Genomic DNA, 17,541 nt, shown 5'->3' with positions numbered 1-17,541 from the left:
GGCTCTGCTTCACCGTCGTCCGGAGGGCGGCAGCCCCCTTCACCGCACGCGCTACACGCGTGCGCCGTTGTCGCGCGGATCCCGGCGCGCCCGTCCGGCGCCCTGCTTGCGTCCCGGGCCACGTTTCCGGGCCGGTGGCGGGGCCTTGCTGCTCCTCTCCAGCATGAGCGCCCCTGGTACGGCGGTGAGGACCGAGGAGTACGTGCCGACGCAGATGCCGATCAGGAGGGCGAGGGCGAAGTCCGCGAGCGAGTCTCCGCCCAGCACGGCCAGGGCGACCAGGATGAACAAGGCGCCCATGCCGGTGTTGACGGTTCGCGGGACGGTCTGCAGGACGGCCCGGTTGGCGATGTCGCCGACCGGTGTGCGCCGGTTCCTGGCCCACAGCTCCCGTACGCGGTCGAAGACCACGACCGAGTCGTTGACGGAGTAGCCGATCACGGTGAGCAGGGCAGCCAGGAAGATCCCGTCGACGGGGCGGCCGAGCCAGGCGAAGGCGCCGACCAGAATGATGACGTCGTGCACCAGCGCCCCGACCGAGGCCACGGCGAAGGTCCAGCGGAACCGGGCCGCGAGGTAGGCGAGCTGGACGAACACGGCGACGGCCAGAGCGATCAGCGCGTTGCGCCGGAGTTCGTCGCCGAGGCTGGGACCGATCAGCTCGTCGCGCACCTTTGTGGTCTCGCCGCCCTCGGCGGCCAGCGCCGTCCGCAGCGTGTGTTCCCCTTCGTTGTCCAGCGTTCCGGCCCGTACGGAGAGATCGCTGTCCCCGGCTGTGGTGACTTCGGCATCACCGAACCCGGCGGCGGCGATGGCGGTGCGGGCGGCCTCCACATCGACGGGGCGGCTGGTGGAGTACTCGACGAGCCGGCCTCCGGTGAACTCGACGCCGAGATCGACACCGCGGACGACGATGCCGAGGACGGCTGCGGCGACCAGCGCGGTGGAGACCAGCAGCCAGCGGCGCGGCGACCGGAACAGCTGGGGATCGCGCTCGTTCAGCCAGGTACGTACGCGGCCCGGCCGTGCGATGCCGTTGACGCTCCGGTAGTCGCTGACGAACCGGGAACCCGCCGCCGTCTCGGTGAGCGCGCGGGCGATGACGAGCGCCGAGAACATCGAGGCGAGGACACCGATAGCGAGCGTGAGGCCGAAGCCCTTGACCGGTCCCGAACCGAGGAGGAAGAGCAGGCCCGCCGCGATGAGGGTGGTGACGTTGGAGTCCGCGACGGCGCTGAAGGCGTTGCGGAACCCCGCGGTCAGGGCAGGCCGCAGCGAGCGGCTCGGACGGGCCGCGCACTCCTCTCGGGCCCGCTCGAAGACAAGGACGTTCGCATCGACCGCCATCCCGATGGCGAGGACGAATCCGGCGAGCCCCGGCATCGTCAGGGTGACGCCGAGTGCGACGAGAGCGGCGTAGGAGATCACACCGTAGGCCGCGAGTGCGACGGCGGCGAGAGCACCGAAGAGCCGGTACACGAAGGTGATGAAGAGCGCGGTGGCCGCTGCGCCGATGAGCGCCGCCTGGGCGCTGGCGTCGATGGCGGCGGCCCCGAGCGTCGGACCGACGGTCCGCTGCTCGGCGATCTCCACGGGGACGGGAAGCGCGCCGCCCTTGATGAGGAGGGCGAGATCACGTGCCTCGTCGGCGCTGAAGGAGCCCGTGATCTGGGTGGATCCGGAGGGCAGTCCGGCCTTGCAGCCGATCGACGGATCGACCTGGGGCGATGAGATGACCTTCCCGTCGAGGACGATCGCGACCCTGCGCCGTTCGTCCTGGGGCGGGTTGCAGGCCGCCTCCCCGGTCAGCCCGGTCCATTTCCTGCCCGCGTCCTTGTGGAAGTCGAGCGAGACGGACCAGCCCGAGCCCTGCTGGGCGTCGAAGGCCGCGGTGGCGTCCTTCACTCCGGCGCCGTCGAGCTGCACCGGGCCGAGGGCGAGGAGGGCGCCCTGTTCGTCCGGGAGCGTCAGCCCCGTCCGTGGGGCGTCGTCCTTCTGCTCGGTTCCGGGGCCCTGAACGGCGTGGAAGCTCAGCTGGGCGGTTCTGCCGATGACTTCGGCTGCCTGGCGCGGGTCCTGGACGTCCGGAAGTTCGACGATGATCCGGTTCTCGCCGGAACGTGTCAGGGACGGTTCGGCGACACCGAGGGAGTCGATGCGACCGCGGAGCACCTCCAGGGTGCGTTCGGTGCTCTCCCGGTCCGCCTTCGTGGTGTCCGAGTCCTTGGTCTGCAGCACGATCCGGGTGCCGCCCTGAAGGTCGAGTCCGAGTCTGGGTGACATGGTCAGCGTGATGAGCACGGAGACGAGCAGTACGGCGGCAGCCAGAACTGCTCGCACCGTGGTGGCGCGAGTCATGGGAATCCTCCGAGGGGCGTCGTCCGCCCCTCGTTCAGAGAGGACGCGACGACAGGTCTGTCGAACAGGACCGGTGAACGGCCGGCTGACCGGCCGTCACCCCTGGAGGTCCCCGCACTCCGGGCAGCGCGGTGCGGACCCGGCCGGGTACGAAGAGGTGGGTCCCGGCAGCCGGTCGCAGTGCGTCATGGGGGTCGAGCAGGGCCGTCGCGCACGGCGGCAATGCTCCGTGGTCCGGCGGAGGGAAGTGGTGCGGGGGGTGCGGGCGGTCGGCCCCGGCCCATGGCCCGGGCCGGGGCAGGGCCTCGGTCCACGACTCCTGGGCGGCGGCCTCGACGAACGTGCCGGCCCTGCCTGCTGTGACGAACGCGCCGGACTCGCCGGACGTGAGGCTGCCCGAAAGGGGCGACGTCGCTGCGGCCGCACGGGAGCGGCGGGTGTCGTGTGCCGACCCCTGGCGCGCGGTCCGGTCGGAATGAGGAGGGGGCGGGTGCACTCCCGGCGCGTTCGCGGTGACAGGGGACCGGCCTGCGAGCGCCCCGAGCGGCAGCGCCGATCCGGCTGCGACAGGCGCTCCTGCGACGAGCGTGAGGACAGCGAGAAGGAGCGCGGCCAGAGCATGCCGTACCCGGTGCGCGGGGGCGTCCGGCCGTCCCCGCGGGGGCACGTTCCCCCGGGGCGCCCCCGGGTGGGGGCTCACCTCGGTCGGCCCGGCAGGACGGCCGGTGCACCCGTACCGCTGTGGCGCAGGACGGAGTCCAGGATCAGGCCCGCGCCCCGCACGACCGTGGTCGAGGGGTCATCGGCCAGGCGCACGGGGACGCCGAGGCACCCCGCGATTCCCTCGGTGACGTCTCTGCGCAGCGCGCCGCCCCCGGCGAGCACGGGGTCTCGGCGCAGCGCGCCGCTCACCGCTCCGTGCTTGTCCTGTCTCCACATCGAACCGACCAGGTCGAGCACGGTCCGGACGAGTTCCGCGGGAGGCGCCTCGGGCTCCAGGTCGACGAGCCCGGTCTCGGCCTGCCTGGCGTCGGCGACCGTCCCGTCGACGAGCAGGGTGACTTCGGTGATCTCGGCGCCCATGTCGACGACGAGCAGCGGACCGCCGCTCCGCGGACCGGCGCATGCGGCGGCGGCTCTCGCGCTGCTGAGGACCAGGACTCCGGAGGGGCCGAGGGCGGTGAGGAGGTCTCTGGCCAGGGACCGTTGCTCGGCTCCGGCGAGGACCGGATGGCTGAGGACGATCACGGTGCCGCTGCGGTCGGCGCCCAGCGCCGCATCGGCGAGGTGTCCGAGGATTCTGCCGCAGGACTCCGCGTCGACGATGCGTCCGCGCCGGACCGGACGGCCGGGGCCCTCCTGGGGCGCGGGGCCGACGACGAGGCCACGGCCGGGCACCCAGGCACGGGCCCCGGAACTTCCCAGGTCGATGGCCAGCCCTCGGGTCGCCCCGTGGTGGTCCGCCGCAGCGGCACGGCCGCCGGGCCACCGGTGGACGGGCCGGCTGTGCCGCCGTCCGTCGCGCACAGAACGCATCGCCCCTCACCCCCGGCCTGCCATCGCAGCCGTTCACCACCCACGACCCGCAGATAGCGAGGCATGACCGAACCCTCACTATGCAATAACGGGGTCGGGAACGCTACTCCCTCACCGATTCCAAGGGCCGCGCCCTCGACGTCGCATCTCATACCTCCGGGCTCAGGAACGACGCGATCAGCTCCGCGAACTCGTCCGGCGCGGTGATCCTGACGCCCAGGTCCTCGGCCTTGGTGCGCTTCGATCCGGCCTTCTCCCCCGCGACCAGCAGACTCGTGCGCTTGGAGACACTGGACGAGGACTTCCCGCCGGCCCGTTCGATCAGCTCGTTCATCTGGTTGCGCGAGAGCTTCTCCAGGGGCCCGGTCATGGCGCCGGTGACCACGACGGTCATGCCGTCGAGAGGTAGTCCTGCCGCCGCCCCGTCTCCCGTCCCGGCGTCCGTCTGCGCCTCACCGGGCTCCGGCGGCGGGGTCGCACCGGGCTCCGTCATGTTGACCCCTGCGGCCACCAGCTTGCCGATCAGCGGGGCCAGCTCCACCAGCTCCCCGACCACCCCCGTGGCCTTCTCCTTGCCGATGCCGTCGACCTGCTGCAGGGTGTCCGCGTCGGCGGCGACGATCCGGTCCATCGTCGCGAAGTGGCGGGCGATCCGGCGGGACATGGAGCGCCCCGTGCCCCGCACTCCCAGGGCGCAGAAGACACGGGACAGCGGGCGCGTCCGGGCCGTGTCGATGGCGGCGAGCAGATTGTCGGTGGAGGTCTCCCCCATCCGCTCCAGGGAGAGCAGCTGCTCCCGGCCGAGTGTGAACAGATCGGCGAAGTCGGTGACGAGACCGGCGTCGACGAGCTGGACGACCCGGGTGGCACCGAGGCCCTCGATGTCGAGCTGGTCGCGTCCGGCGGCGTACGAGATGGAGGCGACCAGACGGCAGTTGCGCCCCCTGGTGCAGCGCCAGCGCTGCTCGCTGGTGTCGATCTCCGAGCCGCACTGCGGGCACGCCTCCGGGAACTCGATCGGCTTCTCCTCACCCGTCCGCAGATGCGCGACGGGGGCCTCGATCCGGGGGATGATGTCACCCGCCTTGTAGACCATCACCTGGTCGCCCAGGCGCAGATCGCGGCGGGTGATGTCAGCCGGGTTGTGCAGGGTGGCGTACCCGACGGTCGATCCGTCGATCTCCACGGGCTCGAGCACGGCGCGCGGGGCGATGATGCCGGTCCTGCCGACGTTCCACTCGACGCCCAGGAGCCGGGTGACCTTCTCGACGGCGGGGAGCTTGTACGCGATGGCCCAGCGCGGCGCCCGCGTCCCGGAACCCGCCTCGCGCTGGTCTGCCGCCAGGTCCGCCTTGATCACGATGCCGTCGATCCCGAACGGCAGGGAGGCGCGCAGTGCGGCGATGTCCTCGACCCCGGCCTGGACCTCCTCGGCCGTACCGACGGTGCGCGGCGCCACAGCCGTGTCCGCCGCCGTGTGCACGCCGAGGCCGGCGACGAGCTCCAGGACCTCGCTGTGCGGGAGCTCGGCCAGGGTGCCGGTCAGCTCGCCGGAGTCGGGAAGTGCGAGCGCTCCGTACGCGAAGAAGGTCATCTCGACGCGATAGGGCCGGTCCTTGGCGCGGAGGGTGCCCGCCGCGCCGTTGCGCGGGTTGGCGAAGGGGGCGCCGCCGTGCTCCGTGCGTACCGTATTGGCCTGTTCGAACTGCTCGTTGGTCATGAGGATCTCGCCGCGCACCTCGATGGTGGCGGGAGAGGTGAGCTGCTCGGGAAGGCCGAGCACCGTGCCGATCGCATGCGAAACGTCCTCGCCCGCGGTCCCGTCGCCCCGGGTGATCAGCCGGTCGAGACGGCCCTGGTGGTAGCGCGCGGCGACCGCGAGGCCATCGAGCTTGGGCTCCACGCTCCAGGCCGCGACGGGCCTGCCGATCCGCCGCTCCAGGGACGCGGTCCAGGTGACGAACTGCTCGGCGGAGAACACGTTGTCCAGGGAGAGCATCGGGACCGTGTGCGGTACGTCGCCCACGGCGGCGCCGCCCGCGACCTTCCCGGTCGGCGAGGCCTCCGACGTCTCCTGCGGGTGCTCCAGCTCGTAGGCCGCGATCCCCCGCGCCAGGCGGTCGTACGCGTCGTCGTCGAGCGTGCTCTCGCCCGTGGCGTAGTAAGCGGCGGAAGCCTGTGTGGCCTCTTCCACCGCGGCACCGTAGGCGGCTGCATCGGCGAGCACAACAGCTGAGTTCGTCGTCATGGTCACCATCCTGCCGCCCAGCACTGACAACGCCCCGTACCCCCTGTCGGACCTCTATCCCGAGAGAGCGCTCTCCAGGCTTTCGCGCTCACAAGTCGGTTCAATAACCAGGCAGTTGACAGCCCTGCGCATCCGCTTGACATGCTTACGTCACCCTCTTACGTTCTGCGAGAGAGCGCTCTCTACAGTGATCAGAAAACTGGTCAAGGAACCCCACTTCCTCAGAACAGGAGTGCCGTGCTCTTCGGAAACCGACGCACGACCGAACACCGCGGGCGCAGAACCCTGCCCCCGTGGCGCCACAGAATCGCAGGGCTGGCAGTCGCCGCCCTCGCCCTGTCCCTCGTCCAGGCCAACGTGGGCAACGCGGCCGATGACCTGACAGCCCGTGCCGCCAAGGCCCCGGCCGATGTGGTCCGGGTCGCGGAGTTCCTCGCGGAGTGCCCGTACACCCACCGTGCTCCGGACGACCCGATCGTGCTGCCCAACCTGCCGGGTGCCTCCCATATGCACAGCTTCTTCGGCAACGACACCACGAACGCCCACTCCGATCTCGCGTCCCTGGAGAAGGGCGGCACCAGCTGCGCCCCCTCGACCGACATCTCCTCGTACTGGGTTCCCACCATGTACGACGGCACCAGGGAGGTGGAACCGACCGGCACCACCTTCTACTACCTGGGAGAGGGAGTCCGGGACGACATCATCCGCACGATCAAGCCCTTCCCCCGTGGTCTGCGGATCGTCGCAGGCAACGCGAAGGCGACCGGTCCCGACGACAACACGATCGCGCGCTGGTCGTGTCTGCACCACGGGGAGGTCAACCCGTCCCACGACTTCGTCAACTGCCCCGCCGGCGCGATGCTGGAGTCGTACCTCGACTTCCCGCAGTGCTGGAACGGCAGGGACCTGGACTCGGCCGACCACAAGAGCCACATGGCCTACCCGGTGGGCGGCGCCTGCCCGGCCACTCACCCCGTCCCGGTGCCCAAGCTGCGCCAGGTGCTGCGCTATCCGGTCAACGGCGACCCCGCTCGCCTCAGACTGGCGTCGGGACGCGGCTACACGATGCACGGCGACTTCTTCAACGTGTGGCCCGAGGCGGAAATGGCCCAGCGCGTACGCGACTGCATCAACGCAATCGTGAAGTGCGGGGCTGACGGCACTCCCTGACGGTCCGGCCGTCGCGATTCACCCACTCCACCGGTGGGTTCCCGTCCGGGGCCGCACTGCCTCCGGACGGGGACCGGCCGGTTCCACCCCCAAGGACACCCCTGTGAAGGCGCCTCGTCCTGCAGCAGCGTCGCTCCTGCTTCCCCTGCTCCTCGCCACCTCGCTCACCTCGTGTTCCGCTTCCGCCGGCCCGGAACCCCCGTCCCGTCCGGCGGCATCGCCCTCTTCCGGCACGGCACCGTCGCTGTCCGGCGACCCGACGGACTCCGCCTGGGTCCAGCTGATGATCCCGATGGACGAACAGGCCGTCGCGCTGCTGGCCATGGCCGCGAAGAAGGCGGCCGACCCACGGGTCCGGTCCTGGGCGACCCGGCTGCGTACCGCGCAGGACGCCGAACTGGCATCGCTGCGCGGGCTGCGGGACCGGATGGGACTGCCCGCCACCGATGTGCACGCGGGCCACAACATGCCGGGCATGGTGACGGCCGACGATCTCGTCACTGCGGCAGCGGCAGAGGGCGGCACGTTCGACCGGTTGCTCGTGGCGCAGATCCGCGACCATCTCCGCCAGTCCGCGCAGGTGTCGCGCTCCGAGACGACGGCGGGCACCAGGGCGGACGCCAGGGAGCGGGCGGGAGCCCTCGTCACGGCGCGCGAACGCCAGTTGGCGGACCTGGACGCACTGGCGGGAAACGGCGGCTGACGTGCCCGAACCGGTGCACGGAGCCGCCGGACCACCCGGTATAAAGGCTGCATGACTGCCCATGTGACCCCGCCCGCACGCCCCGCCACCCTGGAGGACGTGGCCGCGGTGGCGGGCGTCTCCCGGGCCACGGTGTCCCGGGTGATCAACGGCGCGACCACGGTGGACCCGGCGCTGCGGCGGGTCGTGGAGGAGGCGGTGGCCACCACGGGGTACGTCCCCAACCGTGCGGCGCGTTCGCTCGTGACCCGCAGGACGGACTCGATCGCCCTCGTCGTGTCCGAGCGGGAACGGCGCCCGGTGTCCGAACCGTTCATAGGCCGGATGTTCTCCGACCCGTACTTCGGCCGTGTGGTGAGCGGTCTGCTGGAGGTGCTCCGGCCCGCGGGCATCCAGATGGTGCTGATGCTGGCCGACGACGAGGCCTCGCGCAACCAGCTCCTGTCGTACCTGCGCCAGGGCCATGTCGACGGCGTGGTGCTGATCTCCTCGCACGCGGAGGACCCGCTGCCCGGTCTGCTCCATGACACGCAGTTGCCCGCCGTGCTCGCGGGCCGGCCCAGGCGGCCGTCCCCGCTCACGTATGTCGAGGCCGACCAGCGTGCCGGGGCACAGCTGGCCGCCGACCACCTGGCGTCCTTGGGGCGGCTGCGCATCGGCACGGTCGCGGGGCCGCAGGACATGCCCGCGGGGCAGGCGCGGCTGACCGGGTTCCTGGACGCACTCGCCCTGCACGGCATCCACGACGTGGCGCGTGCCGAAGGTGATTTCACCCATGCGGGAGGCGCGTCGGCGATGCGGCAGCTGCTGCGTGACCGGCCGGACCTGGACGCGGTGTTCATCGCTTCGGACCTGATGGCGCTCGGCGCCCTGCCCGTGCTGCTGCGTGCGGGCAAGGACGTGCCGTCGGACGTGTCGGTGGTGGGTTTCGACGACAGCAGCGCGGCGCTGGCCTGCGATCCGCCGCTGACCACGGTGCGGCAGCCGGTGGAGGAGATGGCCGCGGAGATGGCCCGGCTCCTCCTGAAGCAGATCGGCGGGCCGGGCGGCCCGACTCCCTCGGTCGTCTTCCATCCGACGCTCGTGGAGCGCAAGTCCACCTGACGCGGCGACCTCCTCGCGGCGCCGGTGGCGGTCAGCCCCGCGCGCCCGGCACCTCGGCGTCCGTGTCCACGTCCGGGAAGGGCTCGTCGGCCCGTTGCGCCCCGGTGAAGCCCTCGGTCAGCAACGGCACCTGGGGCCCGGAGAGCTCCCGCAGCCAGCGCGCCAGTATCCGGTGCACGCTCTCCGCGCCCACCGGACCGCACGACGCCGCCCCTCCCTCCGCCGCCACGACGTCCCTCGGGTCCGCCAGCGTGCGCGGCCAGAGCAGGAACGGCCGGGACTGCTCACCCCCGAGTCCGCCGTGCGAACCGATCTGCTCCTCGAAGGCGTGTACGCGCCCGGTCCCGGGGTCGTACATCGAATTGACCATGACGTCGGCGACGTGCGGAAAGGTGTCGGTGCGCCGCACCGCCTCGGCCGCGCCCGTCCCGAAGACGGCGATCGGCCCCTCGCCGTCCGTCAGCTCGGGGACGGGAACCTCGGCCCCGCCGGGTCCCAGCACCACCGAGCCGTGCTCCTCGCTCCGCACGAGCAGGAAGCCGATGCCCGGATGGCCGGCGAGCGTGGCGAGCAGCGCGGGGTGGCGGCGTTCGAGCTGTTCGCGCGAGGCGCGCCCCTCGATGTCCGGGAAGGACAGCAGCCCGAGGTTGCCGGAGGCGAGGACGATCGGGTCGGACGGCGTCGCGGGATGCTCCGCCTCCTTCTCCCCGACGGGCCGGTGCAGCGCGATGCGCACGGCGTCACGCGCTTCGGACGCGCTGCGCGTGCGCTGCGCCCTGCGGGGGACGGGCAGCCCGCAGCCCGCCCGAACCAGGTCCTTGAGCGTGAGTCCGTACCTCCCGGCGAAAGTCTCCCCGGGGCTCTGGCCGTGGTCGGAGAGGAGCACGATCCGGTAGGTGCGCGGGGTGTGTTCCGCGACCTTCGCGATGAGCCCCAGGGAGCGGTCGAGCCGTGTCAGGACCTTCTCCGCGTCCCTGCTGTGCGGCCCCGAGTGGTGGGCGACCTCGTCGTACGCGACGAGGTCGGCGTAGACGGCGGTGCGTCCCGCGAACATGTCGCCGATGACCGCGGCGACCACAACATCGCGTTCGACCACCGTCGCGAACGCCCGGATGAAGGGGTACAGCCCGCCGCGCTTGACCCGGGGGGACTCCTTCCTGATCCGGGCCCGGGTGGACTGGCCGATCTCCCGGCCCACTTCGGCGACGAACGACAGCGCCGTCCGGACGGCGTTGGCCGGGTCGGAGAAGTAGGCGAAGTATCCGGCGCGCGACCGGCGCCCCTTGCCGCGCCTGGCTGCCATCGACAGGACGAGGGCGAGCTGGTCGGCACCGCCGCTGAAGAGGTTTCCCCGGCTCGCCCCGTCGACGGTGAGCAGGCCGCCGTCACGGGTACGGGTGATGGCCCTGCGCTGCAGCTCGAGTGCGCTCGCCGGCCTGCTGGAGACCATCACGGTGCCGGTCTCCTTCTCGTACCAGCGGAACGCGGGCACGTCGAAGTTGCTGCCGTGCAGGATGCCGAGCTGGCTGGCGCCGGTCTGGCTGGACCAGTCCGTGCTCCACGGGGTGAGCCGGTGGCCCGCCTCGTCGGCGAGGAGGCGGGCCACGGTCGGCATCAGGCCGGCGGCGGCGGCCTGCTCGAGCACATCGTGACCGACACCGTCGAGCTGTACGAACACGATGCCCGGCGGGCCGCCGCGGCCGCCGTCCGCGGTGCCCGCCGTGCCGCGGCGCCGACGGCGCCGGTCGGCCAGGCGGGAGAGCCTTCGCCGGTAGGCGTCGTCGTCGCGGACCGCGAGTGCGGTGGAAGTGGCCGAGGCGACGGCGGACATGACGGCCGCGACGACCACGGCGGTCTCCGGGTTGGCCGTTCCGCGCCCGTCCGGGATGAGACTGAGAGCGATCAGCAGCAGCGAGCCGTTGAGGAAGAAGACCAGCGCGCCCAGCACCAGGGCGGGCACGATGAGCAGCGCCCGGACGAGGACCGGCCACACCAGTGCGGAGAGCAGACCGAAGGCGCCTGCCCCCCAGGCCGCGGTGAACGCGGTCCTCGTGACGCTGTCACCGTCGTCGGACTGGAGCTGGAAGTCGGGCAGGATCCCGGCGAGCACCAGCAGGGTGAGGGTGGACACCGCCCACACCGCGACCACGCGCATGAGGGCTCTCCCCGTCGTACGCCATCGCCCGTCACCCACGCCGCTCCACCTCATGTCCGGACCCGGTGCCGTCATGGGTCCGGATCCAGCCTTTCACAGCCGGTCCGTGCCCGGGCCGGTGGTCAGCAGCCGTCGTATCCCGCGGTCGGCATGGAGAGTCTGCGGTGGACGCTCGCCTTCGTGCGTGCGGTGTACTCGGGCTCGGCGAGGCCGGCGAGTTCCAGCCGTACGCCGCGCCGCGCGCACTCGGCGGCGAAGTCCGGCACCGAGACGACGGCCCGTGCGAGCACCCGGTCGTTGGGGGCGACGAACAGCTCGACCTGCCCGCCCTCGACGTCGGCCCACAGGGCGTGGTGATCGGGGCGCAGCCCGTAGACGCGCAGCTGCCGGGTGACGACGTACCCCTGGTCGGCGGCCCAGCGTGCGCACATGGCGTGCTGGCTGCGGGTGTCGACGATGAACGGATCGCCGTCGAGCTCTTCCAGCGGTGTGAGACTGGCGATGGCCGCCACCCGTACGCCGTCGACGACGTCCCCCATGAACGGATCCCCCCGCGCTCGGATGCTGAGCCCGACCCTACCCCGGCCGTAGCCCTGCGTAGCCGTGTGCACCCGGGCGGGCAGGAGCGGAAAGGCGCGCACCGGCGTGAGGACGGCGCGGAGCGCCTACGCTCGTACGGGACAGCGCATGGCCGGTAGGGGTGCGCGGGCCGATGGAGCGAGGAGGCTGGACGGTGGAGGTCACCTGGTGGGGTCATGCCACCTGCACGATCGAGGACTCCGGGGTCCGGGTGCTGACCGATCCTCTGTTCGTACGGCGCTTCGCGCATCTGCGCCGGCGCCGGGGCGAGGTGCCGCCGCCCGAGGCCGCTGCCGCCGACGCGGTCCTGATCTCCCATCTGCACTCCGACCATCTGCATCTCCCCTCCCTGGCCCGTCTCTCCCCGGGCAGCCTGCTGATCGTGCCCAAGGGGGCGACCGGGGCGGTACCGGGGCTGCGGGTGCTGCGCCGGATGCGCGGGCTGCGGATCACCGAGGTCGCCGCGGGTGACGAGGTCCGTGTCGGCGCGGTGCTGGTCAGGGCCGTGCCCGCCCTGCACGACGGCCGGCGGCTGCCGGTCGGCCCGCACCGTGTGCCTGCCCTGGGCTTCGTGGTCGAGGGCGAGGCCCGCACCTACTTCGCCGGGGACACCGGGCTGTTCGACGACATGGCCGATGCCGTGGGGCCGGTGGACGTGGCGCTGCTGCCCGTCGGCGGCTGGGGCCCGTATCTCGGCCCTCACCATCTGGACGCCGCGCGCGCCGCGCAGGCGCTGGCCATGCTGGCGCCGCGCTCCGCGGTGCCGGTGCACTACGGGACGTACTGGCCGATCGGGATGGACGGGGTCCGGCCGCACGAGTTCCACGCACCGGGCGACGAGTTCGTCCGGCAGGCCGCGCTCGTGGCGCCGGGGGTGGCGGTGCACCGGCTGGGGCACGGCGAGCACGTGCGGCCGGAGGCCCGTAGATGATCCAGGAAGTCGTGCGGCAGCTGCCGACGGAGTCGACGCAGCAGGCCTTCGGCTATCCGTCGTTGTTCGCGCTGGTGGCGTTGGGGTCGCTGGTGCCGGTGGTGCCGACGGGGGCGCTGGTGAGCTCGGCCGCCGTGGTGGCGTTCCACCAGACGTCACCGTTCGCCCTGCTGGTGGTCTTCGTGGTGGCGTCGGCCGCGGCGTTCCTCGGGGACATATGCCTGTACTGGCTGGGGCAGCGCGGGGTGCGGTCCAAGAACGGCTCGAGGTGGCTGGAGGCGATCACCAGCCGGGCCGCTCCGGAGCGGCTCGCGCAGGCGCAGCAGAAGCTGGACGAGCACGGCGGGACGGTGCTGGTGCTGTCCCGGCTGGTGCCGGCCGGACGGATACCGGTGATGCTCGCCTGTCTGCTCGGCGGGATGCCGCTGCGGCAGTTCGCCCGCGGTGATGTGCCGGCGTGTCTGGCCTGGGCCGCGACGTATCAGCTGATCGGGATCCTGGGCGGTTCCCTCTTCGCCGAGCCGTGGCAGGGCGTGGTCGCCGCGGTCGCCCTGACGCTGCTGGTCAGCGGGGCACCGGCGGGGTGGCGCAGGCTGCGGGCCCGGCTGGGCCACTGACCGGGAGCGCTCAGCCGCCGAGGACACGTGAGCCGCCGACCGGCAGGTCCCAGAGGTCCTCACGGGGGTATCCGGCCTGGTGCCAGGCGGTACGGAGCCGGATCAGCGGTTCGAGCACGGGTTCGGCGGAGAGCAGGAACGTCGCCCAGTGCATCGGTGCCATCGCGCGGGCGCCGAGGTCCTCGTACGCCTGCACGGCCTCCTCGGGGTCCGTGTGCACGTCCGAGAGCCACCAGCGCGGTTCGTACGCGCCGATGGGGAGCATCGCCAGGTCGAGTCCGGGGTAGCGGCGGCCGATCTCCTTGAACCAGTGCCCGTAGCCGCTGTCCCCCGCGAAGTAGATGCGCCGCCCCTGCCGGTCGCCGAGGACCCAGCCGCCCCACAGGGAGCGGCAGGTGTCCACGAGGGTGCGCTTGGACCAGTGGTGGGAGGGTACGAAGTCGAACCGTACGCCGCCCAGTTCCGCCGATTCCCACCAGTCGAGCTCGGTGACGCAGGTGAACCGGCGGCGCCGGAACCAGGAGCCGAGCCCGGCGGGGACGAACAGCGGAGTGGCCCGCGGCAGCCTGCGCAGCGTCGGGGCGTCCAGGTGGTCGTAGTGGTTGTGGCTGATGACGACGGCGTCGACCGGCGGAAGCTCCTCCCAGCGGACGCCGACCGGGGTGATCCTCGCCGGGGTGCCGAGGATCCGGCGCGACCAGACGGGGTCGGTGAGGACGGTGAGCCCGCCGACCCTGACGATCCAGCTGGCGTGTCCTGCCCAGGTGACGGCCATCGTGTCCGTCCCCGCGGCGGGCAGCGGGCCGGGCGCGTAGGGCAGCCGGTGGATCCCCCGCAGCCCTTCGGTGTTGGGCCGCAGGGCGCGCTCGCGGGCCAGCCGAGTCATGCCCCTGACACCCGGCAGCGGGGCGGTGAGGCGGTCCGCGAAGCTGCCGGGCCAGGACCGGACCTCTCCGAGGGGGCGCGCCGCGACGACGCGGCCGGTGGCCGCGGGGCCGGGACCCGCGAACGGGCGCTCGGTCTGTTCCGTCATCGAGAGGCTCCTGTCATCGGAGTTCATCGAGGGCTGCTGCGAAAATGCTCAACGCTTGGGCGACATGGGGCAATTTCAGGGGCTCCACCGCAGTGAGGGACTCCATCTGCTCCTGCGGGGTTGAGCCGAGCAGCGGCCCCGTGCCCAGCCGGACCCTCAGGGCGCCCAGTTCGTCCCCGAACCGGTGCCCGCCCGGAGTCGGGGTGCCGAGCCGCCGCGTCAGGTACTCCTCCAGCTCCATGGAGTCCGTGACGCCCCTGGCGGACAGCCGGGTGCGGAGCGGCCCGAGGTCGGCGTAGAGGTGCCGGCCCGCCTGCGGAGGCCTGGCCAGCGCGCCTGCGGTGAGCACGGCTCGGTGCGCGGCGGGGGCGACCTGCGCCTGGAGGCCGGCGGCCTGGCGGATCCTGTCCGTGACCGCCTCCGGCTCCCGCAGCGCGTGGGCGGCCGCCCGTGCGACGGGTTCCGCCACGAGGGCACCGAGGGCGGTGAGGATGTCGAGGGCGCGTGCGCGGAGGACGGCCGCGCGCCGGGTGGCCGGGAACCGCGCGACGGCGACCGGCCACGCGGACGGGGTCAGCGCACCGGCGAGGTCCACGAGGACGGTCACGTCGTCGGGGCACATCTCGGCGGGGCTGAGCAGGACCGTGTCCAGTGGCCGGTACACGGTGTCGCGCCAGGTCTCGTCGCTGACGATGTGCAGACCCTCGCCGACGGCGGCCTCGCAGACCTCCCGGACCAGCTCCGGAGGGGCGACGGTGGCGGTCGGGTCGTCGACCACGGAGATCAGCAGCAGCCGGGGCCTGCCGCCCTCGGCGCGCACCCTGCGTACGGTCTCCAGGAGGGCGAACGGGTCAGGTATGCCACCGCACTCGGCCGGGGTGGGCACGTGATAGGCGGGCCGGCCGAGCAGCCTGGCCTGCGGCATCCAGGTGGCGGGGCAGGGACGTGGCATGAGCACATCGCCGCCGTGCGCGGCGATGAGCGCGAGGAGCAGCGGCTGGGCGCCCGGGGCCGCCGCGATGTCCTCGGGGCTGCCGTGCAGGCCCCGGCGCTCCCAGTAGGCGGAGGCAGCCTCCCGCAGGATCGTTCCGCCACCCGGGGGCTCGGGGCTGGTCCTGGCGGCCGAGGCGGCCAGGACGTCGGCCAGCTCCGGGAGTGCGGGAAGCCCGGGTTCGGGGGCGGGCGGCCCGTACCGCACGGGGCCGTGGTCCTGGCGGACGGCGTGGGGCTGCTCCCGCTCGCTCCAGTGCATCCCGGGGCCTCCTCCGCCTGCATCACCCTGGGCCCTTTATACGGAGGTTTCGGTCGCTCCGCCCCCGCACCGGACCCAGATGTGGCGCCCGGTCCGCCGGGAGGCGCCCGGCGGACCGGGGCACCGCCGGGCCCGCCGCCGGGCGAGGACGGAAAGGGGCCGGTCACCCCGCGAACGGAGCCCCCGCCACCCCTCGGCCCGCGTCTGCCAGCACCAGCAGGGACCCCGCCAGCGGATGCGGCGCCACGAGACCGGTCCGGGCGGAGGAGATGTACAGGTCGGCGAGGTCCGGCCCCCCGAACGCACATGCTGTCGGCCTCGGGACCGGCAGCTCCACGACCAGGTCCAGCCGGCCGTCCGGCGTGTAGCGCCGCACCGCCGCACCGTCCCAGAGGGCCGTCCACACGCAGCCCTCGGCGTCCACCGTCAGTCCGTCGGGCCAGCCGGCGCCCGGCTCGACGACGGCGAACGGACGGCGGTTGCGGATGCACTCGCCCTCCACGTCGAACACGTCGATCCGCCGGGTCGGGGTGTCGATGTAGTACATGAGCCGCCCGTCGGGGCTCCAGCCGGTGCCGTTGCTGACCGTCACCGCGTCCGGCACGCCCGTCACCCTGCCGTCCGGCCCGATCCGGGACAGGCTGCCGCCCGCCTCCCGCTCGTCGTAGCGCATGGTGCCCGCCCACAGCGCGCCGTCCGGTGCCACGGCCGCGTCATTGCCCCGGCGCCCCGGAACCGGGTCGCGGACCAGCCACGAGAAGGCCCCGTCGGGGTCGTACAGACCGACACCGTCGCGGAGGTTGACCACGAGCCCACCGCCGGCCCGCGGCTTCGCCGCTCCGACGTGCTGCTCGGTGGCCATGACCGTACGGCGACCGCTCGACGGGTCGTACGTGTGGATCCGGGAGGAGAGGATGTCGACCCAGATCAGCCGACCGGCCGCCGGGTCCCAGGTGGGGCCCTCGCCGAGCTCGGCCTGTTCCCGTACGGCCACCTCCGTGGTGGGACTCACCCCTGCGCCCGGTGGTGTCCGAGCCGTCCGGACAGCGCGTCCGCGCCGCCCGCGGCGAGCTTCGCGAGCTCCTCCTCGCGCTCCTCGCTCCAGCGGATCATCGGCACGGAGATGGAGAGCGCGGCGACGACGCGTCCCGAACGGTCCCGGACCGGCGCCGCCACACAGCTCACGTCCGGGTTCGACTCCCTGTGCTCGACCGCGATCCCCCGCTTGCGCACGACGGCGAGCGCGGCGCGCAGCTCCGTCGCGTCGGTGAGGCTGTTGTCCGTCATCGCGACGAGTTCGCGTCCGTCGAGGCGGGCGTCGAGCTCCCCCTCGGGCAGGGCGGCGAGGAGCAGCTTGCCCACGGAGGTGCAGTGTGCGGGAAGCTTGCGCCCGGCGGCCGAGACCATGCGGACGGCGTGCGTGGAGTCCACCTTGGCGATGTAGATGACCTCGGTGTCCTCGAGGATCGCCACATGGACCGTCTCGCCGCAGGTCTCGGCGACCTCCCGGGCCACCTGCTGCCCCTCGGCCGCCAGGTCGAGCTGTTCCGCGTACCGGCTGCCGAGCTGGTACGTCCGTACGCCGAGCCGGTAGCGGCCGGGCTGCTCGGGGACCGTGACGAGGTAGGAGCGCGCGGCCAGCGTGGTCAGCAGTTCGTGGACGGTGGTCCTCGGCAGTTGCAGCTTGCGGGTGACCTCGGGGGCCGAGAGGGTTCCCTCGCCCTGGAGGAAGAGCTCGAGTACGTCCAGCGCCCTGGTCACCGCAGGGACGAGTCGCCCCATGATCGCCCACCCATCTCGTTCGACACTCCGGGCATTGGCCGGAATTACGAACGCAGGCTAACGGCAGGGAACT

The 17,541-nt window shown here is 72.6% G+C and carries 14 protein-coding genes; 5 read left to right on the top strand and 9 right to left on the bottom strand.

Annotation, left to right across the window (positions count from 1 at the left end; translation table 11 throughout):
- Window positions 1-51: 51 nt before the first annotated feature.
- The 3 genes from secD to ligA all read right to left on the bottom strand — a co-directional run bounded on the left by secD (window position 52) and on the right by ligA (window position 6,151).
- A complete protein-coding gene (secD, locus tag ABZS61_RS11040) occupies window positions 52-2,358 on the bottom strand; it encodes a protein translocase subunit SecD (RefSeq protein WP_356417879.1) in 2,307 nt (768 codons plus the stop codon).
- Window positions 2,359-3,054: 696 nt separating this feature from the next.
- Window positions 3,055-3,894: a rod shape-determining protein gene (locus ABZS61_RS11035; RefSeq protein WP_356417878.1), complete on the bottom strand. Its 840-nt coding sequence runs from the start codon at window positions 3,892-3,894 to the stop codon at window positions 3,055-3,057.
- 148 nt (window positions 3,895-4,042) lie between these two features.
- The gene (gene ligA, locus ABZS61_RS11030; protein ID WP_356417877.1) at window positions 4,043-6,151 is read right to left on the bottom strand and encodes an NAD-dependent DNA ligase LigA; all 2,109 of its coding nucleotides are present in this window, start codon (window positions 6,149-6,151) and stop codon (window positions 4,043-4,045) included.
- A 228-nt stretch (window positions 6,152-6,379) separates the two neighbouring features.
- Here ligA and ABZS61_RS11025 point away from each other — a divergent pair, with 228 nt between their 5' ends.
- From ABZS61_RS11025 to ABZS61_RS11015, 3 genes are all read left to right on the top strand, one after another.
- Window positions 6,380-7,312 (top strand): DUF1996 domain-containing protein, encoded by a 933-nt coding sequence (locus ABZS61_RS11025; protein WP_356417876.1) that lies wholly within the window; start codon window positions 6,380-6,382, stop codon window positions 7,310-7,312.
- Window positions 7,313-7,415: 103 nt separating this feature from the next.
- On the top strand, window positions 7,416-8,015 hold the full coding sequence (locus ABZS61_RS11020; RefSeq protein ID WP_356417875.1) for a DUF305 domain-containing protein: 600 nt from the start codon (window positions 7,416-7,418) through the stop codon (window positions 8,013-8,015).
- A gap of 51 nt (window positions 8,016-8,066) precedes the next feature.
- The gene (locus ABZS61_RS11015) at window positions 8,067-9,119 is read left to right on the top strand and encodes a LacI family DNA-binding transcriptional regulator (protein ID WP_356417874.1); all 1,053 of its coding nucleotides are present in this window, start codon (window positions 8,067-8,069) and stop codon (window positions 9,117-9,119) included.
- 31 nt (window positions 9,120-9,150) lie between these two features.
- On the opposite strand, the gene ABZS61_RS11010 is transcribed toward ABZS61_RS11015, so the two are convergent.
- Together ABZS61_RS11010 and ABZS61_RS11005 are read right to left on the bottom strand one after the other, a co-directional pair.
- Window positions 9,151-11,274 (bottom strand): phage holin family protein, encoded by a 2,124-nt coding sequence (locus tag ABZS61_RS11010; protein WP_356417873.1) that lies wholly within the window; start codon window positions 11,272-11,274, stop codon window positions 9,151-9,153.
- Between the two features lie 122 nt (window positions 11,275-11,396).
- Window positions 11,397-11,813: a hypothetical protein gene (locus tag ABZS61_RS11005; protein ID WP_356417872.1), complete on the bottom strand. Its 417-nt coding sequence runs from the start codon at window positions 11,811-11,813 to the stop codon at window positions 11,397-11,399.
- 194 nt (window positions 11,814-12,007) lie between these two features.
- Here ABZS61_RS11005 and ABZS61_RS11000 point away from each other — a divergent pair, with 194 nt between their 5' ends.
- Window positions 12,008-12,784 (top strand): MBL fold metallo-hydrolase, encoded by a 777-nt coding sequence (locus tag ABZS61_RS11000; protein ID WP_356417871.1) that lies wholly within the window; start codon window positions 12,008-12,010, stop codon window positions 12,782-12,784.
- Window positions 12,781-13,401, top strand: coding sequence for a VTT domain-containing protein (locus ABZS61_RS10995; RefSeq protein ID WP_356417870.1), 621 nt, complete (start codon window positions 12,781-12,783; stop codon window positions 13,399-13,401). Before ABZS61_RS11000 ends, ABZS61_RS10995 begins: the two co-directional genes overlap by 4 nt.
- Window positions 13,402-13,411: 10 nt before the next feature.
- Here ABZS61_RS10995 and ABZS61_RS10990 read toward each other — a convergent pair whose 3' ends face one another.
- The 4 genes from ABZS61_RS10990 to ABZS61_RS10975 form a co-directional block, all read right to left on the bottom strand.
- Entirely contained in the window at window positions 13,412-14,434 is a 1,023-nt protein-coding gene (locus ABZS61_RS10990; protein ID WP_356417869.1) for an MBL fold metallo-hydrolase, read from the bottom strand.
- Between the two features lie 13 nt (window positions 14,435-14,447).
- On the bottom strand, window positions 14,448-15,686 hold the full coding sequence (locus tag ABZS61_RS10985) for an aminotransferase class I/II-fold pyridoxal phosphate-dependent enzyme (RefSeq protein ID WP_356417868.1): 1,239 nt from the start codon (window positions 15,684-15,686) through the stop codon (window positions 14,448-14,450).
- Between the two features lie 163 nt (window positions 15,687-15,849).
- Window positions 15,850-16,698, bottom strand: a complete 849-nt coding sequence (locus tag ABZS61_RS10980) for an SMP-30/gluconolactonase/LRE family protein (protein ID WP_356417867.1) — start codon at window positions 16,696-16,698, stop codon at window positions 15,850-15,852.
- Window positions 16,695-17,468: an IclR family transcriptional regulator gene (locus tag ABZS61_RS10975; RefSeq protein ID WP_356417866.1), complete on the bottom strand. Its 774-nt coding sequence runs from the start codon at window positions 17,466-17,468 to the stop codon at window positions 16,695-16,697. The genes ABZS61_RS10980 and ABZS61_RS10975 overlap by 4 nt, the downstream gene beginning before the upstream one ends.
- Window positions 17,469-17,541: the final 73 nt, after the last annotated feature.

The sequence above is a fragment of the Streptomyces sp. NPDC005566 genome, assembly GCF_040605575.1.
Classification (GTDB): Bacteria; Actinomycetota; Actinomycetes; order Streptomycetales; family Streptomycetaceae; genus Streptomyces.
This window is presented reverse-complemented; position numbering and strand designations above follow the sequence as displayed.

Bases quoted from the DNA above. Each gene is read 5' to 3' on its own strand.
- secD (WP_356417879.1), bottom strand. From the start codon at position 2,358: ATGACTCGCGCCACCACGGTGCGAGCAGTTCTGGCTGCCGCCGTACTG.
- ABZS61_RS11035 (WP_356417878.1), bottom strand. From the start codon at position 3,894: ATGCGTTCTGTGCGCGACGGACGGCGGCACAGCCGGCCCGTCCACCGG.
- ligA (WP_356417877.1), bottom strand. From the start codon at position 6,151: ATGGTGACCATGACGACGAACTCAGCTGTTGTGCTCGCCGATGCAGCC.
- ABZS61_RS11015 (WP_356417874.1), top strand. From the start codon at position 8,067: ATGACTGCCCATGTGACCCCGCCCGCACGCCCCGCCACCCTGGAGGAC.
- ABZS61_RS11010 (WP_356417873.1), bottom strand. From the start codon at position 11,274: ATGCGCGTGGTCGCGGTGTGGGCGGTGTCCACCCTCACCCTGCTGGTG.
- ABZS61_RS11005 (WP_356417872.1), bottom strand. From the start codon at position 11,813: ATGGGGGACGTCGTCGACGGCGTACGGGTGGCGGCCATCGCCAGTCTC.
- ABZS61_RS10995 (WP_356417870.1), top strand. From the start codon at position 12,781: ATGATCCAGGAAGTCGTGCGGCAGCTGCCGACGGAGTCGACGCAGCAG.
- ABZS61_RS10990 (WP_356417869.1), bottom strand. From the start codon at position 14,434: ATGACGGAACAGACCGAGCGCCCGTTCGCGGGTCCCGGCCCCGCGGCC.
- ABZS61_RS10985 (WP_356417868.1), bottom strand. From the start codon at position 15,686: ATGCACTGGAGCGAGCGGGAGCAGCCCCACGCCGTCCGCCAGGACCAC.
- ABZS61_RS10975 (WP_356417866.1), bottom strand. From the start codon at position 17,468: ATGGGGCGACTCGTCCCTGCGGTGACCAGGGCGCTGGACGTACTCGAG.